Source organism: Rhizobium sophoriradicis, from assembly GCF_003939025.1.
Classification (GTDB): Bacteria; Pseudomonadota; Alphaproteobacteria; order Rhizobiales; family Rhizobiaceae; genus Rhizobium; species Rhizobium sophoriradicis.
Genome location: NZ_RQIH01000036.1, coordinates 1 through 14,399, shown reverse-complemented (window position 1 = coordinate 14,399; position 14,399 = coordinate 1). Strand labels below are relative to the sequence as shown.

The following is a 14,399-nucleotide window of genomic DNA, read 5'->3' as shown; positions in this document are numbered from 1 at the left end:
CGATCATATGAAAAGTTCTAGTTCCAGAGCTAGGCGCAGACATAGAAGCTCACAGCAGTTCATCGTGTCCGCTACCGATAGCCGACCGCTAAGCTGCTTCGCCAGATGGGGTCTGCTTGTCGCTTACGTTCTTGCGGCTGTCAATCGGCGTCCAATATTCACCCCTTATCGGCATCCAATTTTGACCCCCTTGGTGGCGGATAGTCTTGCGCCTGTCCGGCGGCGCTCCGCGGATGGCATTCTCGATGTCGTAGAGCTCGCCGATCCGGACAAGCGTTTCCTGGGCGATCGAATGCGTTCCGGGGCTGGTGGTCAGATCGAAGAACTTGCGGCGGACATGCGCCCAGCACGCCGCCTCCTGGATGGCGGCGGGTTTGTCGGGTTGGGTTGCTTCATAGAGGTTGCGGAACCCGGCATAGCCATCGGCATGCAAGATGCCCGAGAAGTCTGCGAGGTGGGCTTTCGGATGCTCACCCTGCGATCCGGACTGTAGAAGTAGGCGACGCTGGGTGGCGTCTTGTCTCCCCAAGGGCGACCGTCGCGAACGTAGCTCCACAGTCGCCCCGTCTTCGTCTTGCCCTTGCCAGGCTCCAGCACCGGTGTGTCGTCGCCATGCAAACGGCTGCCGGCGAACACGTGCGCGCGCAGTTTGGCGACGAGCGGCTCGAGCAGCGCACCCGCCTTGCCGACCCAATCGGCCATGGTCGAACGGGAGAAATCGACGCCTTCCCGTGCATAAATCTCCGATTGCCGATAGAGAGGAAGATGATCGCAATATTTGGCGGTGAGCACCTGCGCGACAAGACCAGCTCCCGGCTTGCCGCGCTCGATCGGCAGCGACGGCATCGGCGCTTTGATGTCGGTGTCGCAGCCCTTGCAGGTGAAGCCCGGCTGCACATGACGCACGACCCGGAAGGACGCCGGAACATAGTCGAGCACCTCGGTGACGGCCTCACCGTTGCGGATGAAGTCGGCCCCTCCGCAGGCCGGGCAGGCGCAAGCCGCCTGGTGAACCACCTCCTGTCGCGGCAGATGATCCGGCAATGGCTGACGGCTCGGCTTCGCCTTTTCTCGGCTGCCCGAGACGGAACGCGCAGAGACCTCAATCTCCGCCTCCGCTGCCTCGATGTCTTCCAACGCCAGCTCAAGCTGCTCGATCGAGCGTTCGATCTTCTCCGACGAGGTACCGAAGCGGGCCCGTTTCAGGACGGCAAGCTGGGCCTTCAGCTTCTCGATCAAAGTGTCTCGCGAGCGCAGCCTCTGGCTTTGACGCGCCAGTTCTTCGGCCTGCGCGGCGATGATCGCGCGCAGGCTCTCGACGTCATCCGGCAGCTCGGAAAGGCCTTGTTCCATGGCCGGAACGTATAGCTGATTTGGCCACAGATCACCAGCTATAGCAATGGAAACATTGCATTTTTACCTCATGCGCTGCGCGTCGGCGCAGCGGTCCATGACGGCCGCCGCCAGTCGATCCCTTCCCACAGCATCGCCAGTTGCGCCGCCGTCAGCCGGGCTGTGCCATCGGCAGCCGAGGGCCACGGAAAGCGGCCCTTCTCCAGGACCTTGTAGTAAAGGCAGAAGCCCTGGCCATCCCAGAACAAAAGCTTGATGCGTCACCCCGGTCCTATCATGCCTCTTCCACCGACCGGATCAGCGCCTTCAGCGTTTCTGGCGCAATCGAGGCATCGACTTTCAGGACGCGGCCACCTTTGCAGCCGATCTCAATGCGCGGCGGCTTTGCCGGCCGTTTCGCTGTGGCCTTCTCTGCTGCCGCGGCTCGATCTGTTCGCTTTGCGCATCCGGCCCGATCAGAGCCACCGGCAACAGCCTCACGCCTGATCCACCCGACGACCTGATGTCCCGGCCAAGCTTTTTGCGCCAGGTGTAAATCTGCTGCGGGAGAATATCGTGCCGGCGGGCAATCTCGGCGACGCCAGAACCGCTCGTCTGAACCTCCTCCAGAATCCGAAGCTTGTCCTCGTCCGTCCAGACACGGCGGCGCTCGACGCCCGTCAGAATCTCAACCCGCCCCATAAGTTCACCCTTGGCTACGTCGCTAACTACGGAATTAGCGACTAACTTCAGTGCAATGGGCGAAATCTCAAAGGCTGCTTCACCGGACGCTTACTGTCTGGCAGTACAGCTGCTTGGAACTCGCAAGATGCAAGCGAGCGGACGCGTGCCTACTATCGCATCGTTCCTGGCGGAGCTACCGGAAGTCATTGGGCGGTAAGGGTTGAGCATTCCGGTCAGAATGAAAAATGGCATCGGCCAGCAAGGGCGCCACGAAGGCGGAGCCATCGCGCGACAGATGACTGTCATCGATGTAAAGGCTTTTGTCGGCAACTATGATGGGACAACTGCCATTGCGGCAGAGCACCTCAAAAGGATCCACTATTTTAACCACGGGGTAGCTTCTGGCGAGCTTGGTGATGAAATCCACCTGTGCGTTGCGCAGAGTAAGCGGTTGTGAGGCATCAACGAGGCAGTTCGGTGTGCCCCAAGGCAATGATCTTACGCAAGCGTGCGGATCAAGTGGCAGCTCTGGAAAATCAAGAATGTAAATGATTCTCTTGTTGGCTAATCTCAGGCGGTTGAACGTGGCACGGAAGGCTTTCTCGACGGCAGCGCTCTGTTCATCTGAAAGGGGGTTGACGAAGCGCCTGCCTGCCAGCACGACCGTGGAGATGTGAGGGTTCCCTACTACTTCGGCTAAAGCAGCGTTGATTACGTCGACGCATTCGGTAGTGCGGAATGGATAGCCATGGCTATGGATCGGTGCATCGAACACAGGCATGCAGGAGAAGCCGCCGATGTTCAGAAGGTTGCCATCACGGGCCGACACGAGAGGTGCCAACCCATCGTAGAACGACATGGCATGGGAGTCGCCGATCAAAGCCACAGTTGGGGGACGCTCTTCGGCGAGGTTGCAGAAACGGGATTTGATGTCGGGGTACGTTTTCCGGCAGATGCCGTTTTCAAATCGACCATCGAAGGAGAAATTCTCGGTATTGTTGATGAGCGCTGGAGGTCGAAACCGATCTAGCAATCCAGCATTGCCAATAGCCGCTACGGCGGCAACGCAGCATAGGCTGATCGCTAGCGTGCATGAGCTGGCCGAAGGATAGTGCCTGAAAGTGACGTTTCGCAGCGGTCGCTCAACGGCTTGATATGTAGCGTAAGCAAGGCCGATGCTGATTGCAACTGCGATGAGTCTAGTGGTCGACGGCGGAGTGTTGCCGACGACTATCCTAAGATATGTGAGGATCGGCCAGTGCCAAAGATATAACGGATAGCTGATCAAGCCGGTCCATACGAACGGCCGGCTGGCCAGAACCCGTTTGTTGAAGACGTTCCCTGTTCCGGCCGCGATAACACAAACGGCCCCTAGAACAGGCCAGAGTGCCGCCCGGCCGGGAAATGGACTTGTGCTGTTCAGCGCGTAGATTACGTGCAAAATCATCCCGAGCCCGATCATTGCGAGGATGTGCGGCAGCCAACAATGAAGAGAAAGGATTTGCTTTATCCTGGCTTCGGTCGCCATTAACAGGGCGCCGGCGAGCAACTCCCAGGCGCGGAGATATGGCAGGTAAAACGCCTCTTCAGGGCTCGACTTCAAAATCTGATGGCCCCAAATATATGATGCAATGGCGAAAGCCAACATGAATACAGGGATACATACCCGGAGCCGCGCCGCGCTGAGGGACACAACCAGAATCGGGAAAAGAATGTAAAACTGTTCCTCGACGGAAAGAGACCATAGATGAAGCAGCGGCTTCATGTCTGATGCGCGATCGAAATATCCTGCCTCAGCAAGTAGTGAAAAGTTCTGCGCGAAAAAAGTCGACGCGACAATATGCTTCGTCAGCTGATCGAACTCCGGCTTCAGGAGGGCGGTATTCCCAGCTGCCAGCGTGACAAGCAGAACTATTATCAGTGCCGGAAAAATGCGGCGGATCCGCCTTCCGTAAAAATTGAGAAAGCTGAAAGAGCCATTGGCCGTTTGGTTCATTATGATTTTCGAGATCAGATACCCGGAGATCACGAAAAAGATGTCGACGCCGACAAATCCTCCCGGGGCAAGATCGGGGAAGGCGTGGAAAACGACCACGGAAATGATCGCGATTGCTCTAAGGCCGTCAATGTCCGGTCGGTAACTTGGTTCGTTCACCGAGAACGTCTTTGTCTTTCCATAATCAGCAGTCGAAAGATCATCCATGCACGGTCCCTTCCGCTAGAAGCTGATCGTACAAAACCCGCAGAAGATCAATCTTCTTTTTTGACGGCAAACGGCGTCTTCAGCGCAAATCCGCATGTAATCTGTAGACCACCTATGAAGCGAGCGGATTTTTATGCCGGCCGCGGCTCGTCGTTGTACGCCGGCTCGCTTGCCCAGTCTCAGGTGGGAGGCATCAAAGCCACGAGACAAAGCAGATAAGTCGTCCATCGATCCGTGTTGCCTAGGTGGCTGCTTACCACGGCTTTCTATGAGATGGGGGCGGACGAAGGCGGCGCAGAAAAATGTGGAGGCAACGGCGTCGGCGCCCTCGCGGTAGGGGCCGTCGCCGTCATTCACGGGCGAGCAGCCCGTAACTGCCGGAATTGCCGCTCTATACCCATGCACCAGCCGTGTAGACTAGGCTATCTGATCCGATTACAGCGAGCGTCGTTAAGGATCACCATATGCGTGCGCTCGCCCTCGAACCCAATGCCGGTGACCACGATACGGTCGCGAGTGATGGAGGCGATTCTAACTCTTCGCATTCCATACTCTCGGGCATGATCCAATGCAACTTCAGGGTCACACGGACCTAATCGAGGGTTGCGGCGATCAACGCGCTGCCGGCCCCGGCCCCGCTCCCCGCCCCGGTCCCAATGACGGCCGCCATCCCAATCACGGTCGCGATACCGATCTCCGTCGTATTCTCGATGTCCACGCGGTCCCACATAGATCTCGAAATCTTGCGCCTGCGCGGGAGCTGCGAAAACCGTCAGGCACACGGCAATTGTGAGAAGTGCTTTCTTTGCGATCATGGCCCTTCGTGGCCTCCAGTTTGTCTGCTCATTTTCCAATTTTGCCTTTAGGTGCTTGAATGGAATCTGAACGGCCTGTGTTCAGCCCTTCGTAACTCGTGGCCGCTTCATCTCCGACGGCATCAGGCCGGCGTATTTTTTGCGGCAGTCGTAAAACGTCGCGTCCGAAATTCTCTTACTTGCAGCACACCGATCGGAGTTGCGTCCTCTGCCTGCTTTAGTACCAACGCGATTTGCGCTTCCGAAAACTTCGAGTTTTTCACCGAACTCTCCTCTTCTTCCCGCCAGGGATCATAAGTGGAAAATTCCAGTTCCAACTGGGCTAGTGTGCTGGGGCACGTCATTGGATTCCCGCATTATGCGGGGTGACGAGACGATGCCATAGGTCCTTGCCACAGAGTGAGGCAGGGGGCTGATGCAGAGGCCTCGCGACTTCCATGTGACGGATAAGATCCGTGCCGATTCTAGCCAGGGCGGCCTCGGACCAACATATGGAAATGTAGTACCCGACCCCGCGCATGAGAGTATTCCAGTGGTAGCGTAAATGCTCTGCTCCTTCTTTGCTCAACAGTCCGTCTTCAAAAGGCGAAAGACTCCTGCGCCGCCCAAAATGCTCTATCAGCAAAAGCGCCTCGCACCTTAACACCCGCAGGCCTTGATTTATTACCGGCAGGCAAATGACTGGAGCGGCGCCGACCGGCTTTGCTGAGAATGGCTGAGGATCTGGGTGTAGTAGAATATTTGCTCTTGATCGCGGGTGAGGTCGGGCTTTACCTGCGTCCAATACTCACGCGTAGCAGCATCGACATCAGCAACCTTTGTTGTATGGCCGCCGAAAGAATTTCATACTTCGCCGCGCGTACGACGTGAGGCTGAACAAAGATGTCGAAGATTGCCACGGCGATCAGGAGTGTTAGCAAAAATGCCGTCTGCCGTCGCTGTGCAAAGGATCACAAGCTTTATAGGCCAAACCACCAAAGATTACAGCCAAGAATAGTGAGCCGTAGCGGGTGTGGAGTTGCCAGAAAACATATCTGCCAGAGAACTGATCGATGAGCTCATGAGCGACCGCCGCATGCAAAAACGGTATCGATCCCAGCCACACCGCAATGATGGTGCAGATGTTCAATACTTCGGTGGTGAGTGCGATGCCACTTACCCGACGTACGCGGGCGGAAACGTGTTCGTATAATTGGATCCTGCTTGAGGGAAGGGCGACGGCGACAAAAATGACGATAAGCGCCGCGAGATTGGTGACGCCCACGGTACTAAAATAGCTCGGCGTTGAACGAACAAACTTCAGGGAGAGGAGAGGGTCGCCGAGTCAACCGGTCGGCTTTTCGAAGAACGCAGCAAGGGCGGCACATGTCACCTCAGTCGCTGCAACGGCAATAGTTCTCCTGCCGCCGCCTCGACCTGTGGCGACCAGAAGGATAGCCAGGGTAAAGATGAATGCCTGCGACCACCGGAAAGCCGAAATGAAAGCGTCGGCATCGAAAGCCAATTCAGAATCTGGCAGGAGCTTGAGTCGGAACAACCCGCCCCAGATAGCAGACATAAGTGTGTAGATGCTGATGTAGTTATATAGTAGGATCATCCGGGAAGCGAAGCTCGCTTCAGTATCCCCGGCATCGTTGATCGAAACACAGGAGACGAGGGTGTGGTATGTGGATTTGAACATATCAGGCGTCGCTGCCGTCAAACCGGAGATCACGTAGTATAAATTATCGTCGCCAGCCGAAAGGTTGTCAGAAAATTGAGTGTCGCGAAATACGACACAAAAGCTAAAAGGCCGAGCGTCAATCCGACTCGGGCGAACTTATTTTGCCAGGCGGCGTAGGTGGGGTGGTCCACTTGATTTTGCGCGCCCTGCAACGGACTATTCCGGCCGCTGCAAAACGGCTACGAGGCTGAGGCCTGGCCCCGGCAGTATTTTATCGACTGCGGCTATTACCGGTATGAGCATGTTAATCAGTTTGAGCTGGCTGCTTTTAAACGTCTTTGAGAAATTACTTTTATGATTTTTCCTGCGCTTGTATGCCATTGAGCCAATAACGTTGATGTGGCGCAAGAGGCACACCTCCAAACCTGAAGAAGCCGCAAGCGCTCTTAGCGTCTCTTCTTCGTATCTGCGGTAATGGCCAGAGGCGAGGTCGATTTGGCTGTAGAGGGCTTCCTGCGCGGGAACTTTTATAAGCGCATGTCCGCCGGGCTTGAGTTTCGAGTGGACCTTTCTGAGAAATGCCAAGTCATCTTCAAAATGCTCTACGACGTCCATCATTACGATCGCGTCTGCACCGCCATCCAGTTCCTCCCAGTCGCCCAGTAGATCAACATTCAAAGTTTCGACATTGCCATATCGAGATTTCAATACACGCAGCAGATCGGGATCGTGATCGACTGCAATGACTCTCGAGGCCCGATCGATATATGTTCCAATCCCGAACCCCGCCCCAGCGGCAAGCTCCACGACCTTGCCTCGCAAATATGGTCTCAGCGCAGCGTAGGTCCATTTGTAATAATTCGGCAGCAGGGCCATTTTGCTCTGCGCAGAAACATATGAAGCATTACTTGTGGCGAAATCAGTTTGGTTTGGGGACGTCACGTCTGTCTACCTTCTCTCGAGAAGCGGATGATTATCGCCGCGATCCGGACGTGTAAATATAAGATACTTCTGCACAGCGAATTTTGCAGCGAAGGAGCATACCAGTGTGATAATCAAAGCAACGGCGTAATTGGTGCCCAATTTCGTCAGGAGCAAAAACACCCACAATTCCGCGAGGCGAAAGAAGCCGCTCGATATCAGAAACCCAATAAGCTGTCGCTTGATAACTCCGTCGCTCCTGAACACGAACAGGCGGATGGACACAAAGTTGAGTGCGAAGGCGCAGATGAGACCGATCCCAACGGCCAAGGTATCCCCTAGCCCAACTATCTCGTGAAGGGCGACCGGCAAGCCGAAGGATACCGCGGCGCTGGCGATGGTTGCGAGGCCATAGCGGACTAATTCTTCGAGCCGGCGCCGCTGGTGCTGTGCGCCCATCTTTTGCCTGCTCGATCTGCTCACGCCTTCGTATCTCCAACTGTTGACGACGCCACCGTTAGCAGTTGAGCCTATTATCATCAATCGCTATAGGATTGCGCCCACAGATTCAGCGAGAGAGAAAACTTTGGAACAGAAGAAGCTCGTCGTCATAGTCCCCGCTTATAATGAAGCGGCATCCATCGATGCTACTGTGCGAGGGCTTCAGACATGTGCCCCGGCACTGCGAGATATTGGAATCGCGCTTGCCATATTCGTCATCGATGACGGTTCACGGGATTCGACGGGAGCGATCGCGACGGCTGCTGGGGCAGACAGAGTAATCCGCCACGCAAAAAATCGAGGTTTAGGCGCCGCAGTCCGCACCGGCCTGCGCGCCGCTAAGGCAGCCGACAGCGATATCGCTGTTAAGTTCGACGCCGACCTACAACACGAGCCGCTGGATATTGTCTCATTGATACAGCCGGTATTGCGTGATGAGGTCGACGTCGTTTACGGTGACCGGTTTGAACAAATTTCTTACCGCATGCCTATCGTGAGGCGCATCGGCAACAAAATGTTCACGTGGCTTATGAGGACTTTGACCCGCTGGGATGTTACAGACAGCCAACCCGGGATATTCGCCGTCAACAGAGAATATCTCGGGGTCTTCCGTCTGCCAGGCGACTACAACTACACCCAACAGATCCTGCTTGACGCCTATCACAAGGGGATGCGGTTCGCTCAAGTCCCGGTGCAATTCAACGTGAGGAAAACAGGCAGGTCATTCGTGTCTTTGAGGTATCCTGTCAAAGTTTTGCCGCAGTTGGTCATGGTCCTTATCGGGGTTGCTCCGCTTAAAATCTTCGGCACGATCGGTTTATTCTTTCTGTTCATTGCTGGCGTCGTTTCGGTTTCGCAAGTCACTGATTACTTTCTTTCCGCCGCTTCGAAGCCGATCGAAAATGTAAACCTGGTTCTGGGGTTGCTGTTTTTTGGTCTTCAGTCTTTGTTCTTTGGGCTCTTGGCGGCGCTTATAAATGAGAGAAACGGCTAGTGGAGGCTTGCCGTTTGTGAGAAGTGAATAACTAAGAGGCTCTCGCTTGCCGTGTCCTGACTGTATCGCATCGGCGCTCGTTCGCTGCAGCCTACAACGGTCCTCGATGGCGAACGTCGGGGCTTTCGGAGAGCGGGGCGGGCAATTGCGATTCCCGGCTGTAGAGAGCGGCAGAAGACGCGCCCATAAACGGCCGCCTGCCGTGTTGCCTCAAGAGGGGCACCGTCCTCTGTCAGAAATCAATGGCTTTATCGTTCTTTTGCGACCGGCGAAACTCTTCTTCCCGAAGATCAAAAGACTTCTGTCCGTTCGAAAGCAGCGGCGTAGTCGGCCGATTGGACGCTTTGCGCAGGTCGCGAGTCTCCGTCATCGATTCACCTCTTAGTCAGATATAACCATATGAGGCCCGCGCGCGTCGAGTCCAGGTCGGAGATGATTTTGTTGACATCGACAGATTGTGTGATTGGATCGTGAGCGACGTGGAGGTTCGGACTGGTGTCGGCTTGAACCTATGCGGCTAGAACGTTTTTCAATATGAGGTAGTGGTAGACGTAGGATGTACCGAAAGACGACGTGAAAAATGACAAAAACTGCACTTATCACCGGGGTGACTGGTCAGGATGGTGCCTATCTGGCCGAATTGCTTTTGAGCAAAGGCTACACGGTGCATGGCATCAAGCGGCGATCCTCGTCTTTCAACACCGGCCGTATCGAGCACATCTATCAGGATCCGCATGAAGCCCATCCGCGCTTCATCCTCCACTATGGCGATATGATCGACTCGACCAACCTCCTGCGGATCGTGCAGCAGACGCAGCCTGACGAAATTTACAACCTTGCCGCACAAAGCCATGTTGGCGTCAGTTTCGAAACGCCTGAATATACGGCGGATGCCGATGGCATTGGGACGCTGAGGCTGCTTGAGGCGATCCGTATCCTGGGTCTTGAGAAAAGGACCCGGTTCTACCAGGCATCGACATCGGAGCTCTACGGTCTTGTGCAGCAAGTGCCGCAGAACGAGAAGACGCCATTTTATCCACGCTCTCCCTATGCCGCCGCCAAGCTCTATGCCTATTGGATCGTGGTGAATTATCGCGAGGCCTACGGCATGCATGCGTCCAATGGCATTCTGTTCAACCACGAAAGCCCGCTTCGCGGCGAAACCTTCGTCACCCGCAAGATCACGATGGCGGTGGCTGCCATCCATCTCGGCCTCCAGGATAAGCTCTTCCTCGGCAATCTCGACGCCAAGCGCGACTGGGGCCACGCGCGCGAATATGTCGAGGGCATGTGGCTGATGCTGCAGCAGGACAAGCCGGAGGACTACGTATTGGCGACAGGTGAGACGACCAGTGTGCGCCAGTTCGTCCAGTGGGCCTTTGCCGACGTGGGCATTACTCTGGAATGGAAGGGATCCGGCGTTGATCAGAAGGGCTATGACGCTGCCTCCGGCCGATGCCTTGTCGAAATCGATCCCCGGTATTTTCGCCCGACCGAAGTCGATCTTTTGCTTGGCGATCCGACCAAAGCACGTCAGAATTTGGGCTGGCACCACAAGACGCCGGTTCGCGAACTCGCCGCCGAAATGGTGCGTGAAGATATCAAACACTGGAAGGCCCTGAACAGCAGGAAAGATAGCTGAGTGTCCGACTTGTCGAACAAGAAAATCTGGGTGGCCGGTCATCGGGGCATGGTGGGCAGCGCCCTTGTGCGCAGGCTTCACTCAGAAAATTGCACTGTCGTTACGGCAACACGGCAGGAGCTCGATCTCAAGCGGCAGGACGAAGTCGAAAGGTTTGTCCAGACGAACAAGCCGGATGCGATCATCCTCGCGGCTGCGAAGGTTGGCGGTATTCTGGCGAACGACACCTTTGCGGCCGATTTTCTCTACGACAATCTGATCATCGAGGCCAATATCTTCGAAGCCGCGCATCGAAATGGCGTCGACAGGCTTCTGTTTCTGGGCTCGAGTTGCATTTATCCTAAATTTGCGCCGCAGCCGATTTCTGAAGATGCGCTTTTGACCGGCCCGCTCGAGCCGACCAACGAATGGTATGCCGTCGCGAAGATTGCCGGCATCAAGCTGGCGGAAGCCTACCGTAAGCAGCACGGGCGCGATTATATTTCTGCCATGCCCACCAATCTTTATGGTCCGGGCGATAATTTCGATCTGCAATCCAGTCACGTCCTGCCCGCGCTAATTCGCAAAGCCCACGTCGCAAAGGTGACAGAGGCACCCGAAATTACCATCTGGGGAACCGGAACGCCGCGACGGGAATTTCTTCACGTCGACGATTGTGCGGATGCGCTCGTTTTCCTGCTGAGAAATTATTCCGACGCGCAACATGTCAATGTTGGTTCGGGAGAGGATATCGAAATCGTTGAACTGGCGCGCTTGGTTTGCGACGTAGTCGGTTATGAAGGAACAATCGCCCACGACCTCTCCAAGCCAGACGGTACGCCGCGCAAGCTCATGAGCACAGACAAGCTGAAGAGCATGGGCTGGAAGCCCCGTATCTCGTTGGAGGACGGCATCCGCGCCGTGTATAACTGGTTTCTACAGCTCGAGGGTAACGCCGGCGCGGTGCGACAGTAGCGTCGATCCGTTCCGAATCGTGTCGACAATAAGGACGTCGCGAACCGTCGGCGCAGCAAGATCGGCGTGCCGTCAGCATGGCGCGGCGCTGGTGCGACGGCTAGCCGCAAGCGGCTCTGTTGATTGAAGCACGCGACTACGCCCCGCCTTACACCAGCCATTCAGCTGCTTGGACAAGCAGCAGGTCAGACATCCGCATCGACGCCTGTCTTTTCATCAATTTGGGAGAATTGGCTGGGGAACCTGGATTCGAACCAGATCAACGAAGTCAGAGTGTTTTCGCGCGTGTTGTTTCTATTAGCAAATCTCCTTACATGTTGCGGCTATGTCACGTTGACCGCGAACAGCGCCTTTTCGGCGGCTTCCATCTCGGAGGCCTCATCAGCCGCCGGGAACAGGTGTCCGTAGGTATCGAAAGTCACGTGAATTGAGCTGTGACCCATACGCGCCTGAACGGCCTTGGGCGTAAGCTCCAGCCCTCCAGTCCGCCTTCCGATTTATGCACCACGCCGCATACCAGTGACGCGGCGCTGGATACTTTGGCGCCAAGATCGCGTTGCCGTCCTTGCACTTTTTGTGGGTGACGACAGACAGGCCAGCTGCAATCTCGGTTTCCCAAAGTCCGCGATGAAGCATGTTGTTGTGAAACTCGATGTTGCCTGCCTGATTAGCGAACGTTAGCCCTAGATCGTTTCAGCTTCCATTTCTTAAGGGTGTTCACCGCTATCGGTGGCGGGGGCACCGTCCGCTGTCCCGCCTCGCTCTTTGGCATCCTGACCTTTCCGTATTGATCGGCGCGCTGGCGCACGTGAAGCTGTCCCTTCTTCAGGTCGACGTCTTCCCATCTCAATCCCCGCGCTTCGCTTCTTCGCTTGACCGAAACCCCGTTAAGATCATGGTGATGAGCAACGGTCGGTATCTGCCAGTGGCGGCTTTGAGGATTTGACCTGCCACGGGTAATTTCCTCCAAATTGGATTAGAGTCCGGCCTATTGAAGGACGGACGCATGAAGAAGCAGAGATTTACGGAAGAGCAGATCATTGCTGTGCTGAAGGAGCAGGAGGTTGGCGCGAAGATGGCCGATCTCTGCCGCAAGCATGGGATTTCAGAAGCGACTTTTTACAACTGGAAAGCCAAATACGGCGGCATGGAGGTTTCCGAGGCGAAGCGCCTGAAGGCGCTCGAAGAGGAGAACGCCAAGCTGAAGAAGCTGCTGGCCGAGCAGATGCTGGACGCCGCCGCACTACGCGAGCTTCTTGCAAAAAAATGGTAGGACCTGCCGCCAAGCGTGAAGCCGTCGCGCATCTGAAGGCCGTCCTGGGTCTCTCGGAGCGGCGGGCCTGCCAAATCATATCCGCTGACCGAAAGACGGTGCGCTATCGCTCATGCCGACCGCCGGAGATCGAGCTGCGTGCAAGACTGCGAGAACTCGCAACCGAGCGACGGTGCTTCGGTTATCGGCGGCTGTTCGTGCTGCTCAAGCGGGACGGAGAACCGTCCGGGGTCAACCGCATCAACCGGCTGTATCGCGAGGAAGGGCTTTCGGTCCGCAAGCGAAAAGCCAGACGGCGTGCCGTCGGCACGCGTGCGCCGATCCTCGTCGAAGCGAAGCCAATGCTCGCTGGTCGCTGGATTTCGTCCACGACCAGTTCGCCTGCGGCAGACGCTTCCGCGTGCTCAACGTCGTCGATGACTTCACGCGCGAATGATCCCCGACACCTCGATCTCCGGCCGTCGCGTCGCACGGGAATTGACAACCCTCCTCGAGCGGCGCGGCAAGCCTGGCATGATCGTCTCTGACCATGGCACGGCGTTCACCTCGAACGCGGTCCTCGCCTGGTCGAAGGAACACAAGGTCGGGTGGCACTACATCGCGCCGGGAAAGCCGATGCAGAACGGCTATGTCGAATCCTTCAACGGCCGCATGCGCGACGAGCTGCTGAACGTGAGCCTCTTCTTCGGGCTCGGCCACGCCCGCAGTGCCATTTCCGAATGGATAGACTCCTACAATACGTTCCGGCCGCACTCTTCGATCGGATACCGTACCCGGAGCCTATGCCGGGACCATCGCCGCAACCGGCTCCAACGCTGCGCAAGGTGAAGGCTACGCTTTTCCGCCGGTTGCTCCCGCCACGTCAATTGGCGTATCGAAAACCGCCGAGGCTCTAATTGTGGAGCCTCAACAGGTTGTCCTGGGTAAGAGCGAGCCTAGTGATTGGTGGTTTTGAGTTTAGACTTCCGTGAGGCCTGTGCCAATTGTAGCGATGAAGCCATCGTGGCAGTTCGGCGGCGCGCATGTCCGAGTTGGGATAGGCGACGGCGTAGGCCCACTCTCTGAGGGCGGTCTGGATGAAGCGTTCGGCCTTTCCGTTGGTTTTAGGCGTATATGGTCTGGTGCGGACGTGCTTGAGGCCGTTGTCGCGACAAGCTTGGCCGAATGGCTTTGATGTGTAGCAGGGACCATTGTCGGTCATAACGCGCTCGACCGCGATCCCGAGGCTGGCATAATAGGCCAATGCCGCCTTCAAGAGGGCCACGGCGCTTTCTTTCGTCTCGTCCGGCAATATCTGTGAGAAAGCGATGCGAGAGGCATCGTCGATGGCCACATGAACGCATTCCCAACCGGCGCCCCAACTCTTGCCTCTGCGCGAACTCTGGCGAGTGCGATCGCCGGTGATGCGGTGGCCGAC

Annotated in this window: 11 protein-coding genes and 4 pseudogenes; 4 read left to right on the top strand and 11 right to left on the bottom strand. The window is 56.4% G+C overall.

The annotated features are described in order from the left end of the window. Positions 1-88: 88 nt before the first annotated feature. From tnpC to EFR00_RS32150, 9 genes and pseudogenes are all read right to left on the bottom strand, one after another. Positions 89-1,353: pseudogene (tnpC, locus tag EFR00_RS32190) on the bottom strand (IS66 family transposase). A 68-nt stretch (positions 1,354-1,421) separates the two neighbouring features. Beyond that, positions 1,422-1,601 carry an IS66 family insertion sequence element accessory protein TnpB gene (gene tnpB, locus EFR00_RS32185; RefSeq protein WP_245435262.1) on the bottom strand — a complete coding sequence of 60 codons (180 nt, stop codon included), beginning with the start codon at positions 1,599-1,601 and terminating at the stop codon, positions 1,422-1,424. A gap of 91 nt (positions 1,602-1,692) precedes the next feature. Then, entirely contained in the window at positions 1,693-2,034 is a 342-nt protein-coding gene (locus EFR00_RS32180; protein ID WP_125864849.1) for a transposase, read from the bottom strand. Between the two features lie 175 nt (positions 2,035-2,209). Next, positions 2,210-4,219, bottom strand: a complete 2,010-nt coding sequence (locus EFR00_RS32175) for an acyltransferase family protein (protein WP_077991114.1) — start codon at positions 4,217-4,219, stop codon at positions 2,210-2,212. A 911-nt stretch (positions 4,220-5,130) separates the two neighbouring features. Next, a pseudogene (locus EFR00_RS34360) lies at positions 5,131-5,297 on the bottom strand (IS3 family transposase); the annotation flags it as partial. A 650-nt stretch (positions 5,298-5,947) separates the two neighbouring features. Further along, on the bottom strand, positions 5,948-6,298 hold the full coding sequence (locus EFR00_RS32165) for a hypothetical protein (RefSeq protein WP_077991113.1): 351 nt from the start codon (positions 6,296-6,298) through the stop codon (positions 5,948-5,950). A 60-nt stretch (positions 6,299-6,358) separates the two neighbouring features. After that, positions 6,359-6,715, bottom strand: coding sequence for a hypothetical protein (locus EFR00_RS32160; RefSeq protein WP_125864850.1), 357 nt, complete (start codon positions 6,713-6,715; stop codon positions 6,359-6,361). A gap of 198 nt (positions 6,716-6,913) precedes the next feature. Then, a complete protein-coding gene (locus EFR00_RS32155; protein ID WP_077991111.1) occupies positions 6,914-7,573 on the bottom strand; it encodes a class I SAM-dependent methyltransferase in 660 nt (219 codons plus the stop codon). Positions 7,574-7,645: 72 nt separating this feature from the next. Beyond that, positions 7,646-8,077 carry a GtrA family protein gene (locus EFR00_RS32150; protein ID WP_167482291.1) on the bottom strand — a complete coding sequence of 144 codons (432 nt, stop codon included), beginning with the start codon at positions 8,075-8,077 and terminating at the stop codon, positions 7,646-7,648. Positions 8,078-8,204: 127 nt separating this feature from the next. Between EFR00_RS32150 and EFR00_RS32145 the strand changes: the two genes are divergently transcribed. After that, positions 8,205-9,113, top strand: a complete 909-nt coding sequence (locus EFR00_RS32145; protein ID WP_167482292.1) for a glycosyltransferase family 2 protein — start codon at positions 8,205-8,207, stop codon at positions 9,111-9,113. Between the two features lie 232 nt (positions 9,114-9,345). On the opposite strand, the gene EFR00_RS33240 is transcribed toward EFR00_RS32145, so the two are convergent. Continuing rightward, positions 9,346-9,483, bottom strand: a complete 138-nt coding sequence (locus EFR00_RS33240) for a hypothetical protein (protein ID WP_167482293.1) — start codon at positions 9,481-9,483, stop codon at positions 9,346-9,348. A gap of 210 nt (positions 9,484-9,693) precedes the next feature. Here EFR00_RS33240 and gmd point away from each other — a divergent pair, with 210 nt between their 5' ends. The 3 genes and pseudogenes from gmd to EFR00_RS32125 all read left to right on the top strand — a co-directional run bounded on the left by gmd (position 9,694) and on the right by EFR00_RS32125 (position 13,937). Beyond that, positions 9,694-10,755: a GDP-mannose 4,6-dehydratase gene (gene gmd, locus EFR00_RS32140; protein WP_077991108.1), complete on the top strand. Its 1,062-nt coding sequence runs from the start codon at positions 9,694-9,696 to the stop codon at positions 10,753-10,755. Then, complete coding sequence (gene fcl, locus EFR00_RS32135; protein WP_077991107.1) at positions 10,756-11,709, top strand: GDP-L-fucose synthase; 954 nt, start codon at positions 10,756-10,758, stop codon at positions 11,707-11,709. 1,006 nt (positions 11,710-12,715) lie between these two features. Beyond that, a pseudogene (locus EFR00_RS32125) lies at positions 12,716-13,937 on the top strand (IS3 family transposase). Here EFR00_RS32125 and EFR00_RS32120 read toward each other — a convergent pair. Then, positions 13,875-14,399 (bottom strand): annotated as a pseudogene (locus tag EFR00_RS32120) (IS481-like element ISRel2 family transposase); the annotation flags it as partial. The pseudogenes EFR00_RS32125 and EFR00_RS32120 overlap by 63 nt on opposite strands.

Coding starts and splice junctions, on each gene's coding strand:
- EFR00_RS32180 (WP_125864849.1), bottom strand. CDS start 2,034: ATGGGGCGGGTTGAGATTCTGACGGGCGTCGAGCGCCGCCGTGTCTGG.
- EFR00_RS32175 (WP_077991114.1), bottom strand. CDS start 4,219: ATGGATGATCTTTCGACTGCTGATTATGGAAAGACAAAGACGTTCTCG.
- EFR00_RS32160 (WP_125864850.1), bottom strand. CDS start 6,715: ATGTTCAAATCCACATACCACACCCTCGTCTCCTGTGTTTCGATCAAC.
- EFR00_RS32155 (WP_077991111.1), bottom strand. CDS start 7,573: ATGGCCCTGCTGCCGAATTATTACAAATGGACCTACGCTGCGCTGAGA.
- EFR00_RS32150 (WP_167482291.1), bottom strand. CDS start 8,077: ATGGGCGCACAGCACCAGCGGCGCCGGCTCGAAGAATTAGTCCGCTAT.
- EFR00_RS33240 (WP_167482293.1), bottom strand. CDS start 9,483: ATGACGGAGACTCGCGACCTGCGCAAAGCGTCCAATCGGCCGACTACG.
- gmd (WP_077991108.1), top strand. CDS start 9,694: ATGACAAAAACTGCACTTATCACCGGGGTGACTGGTCAGGATGGTGCC.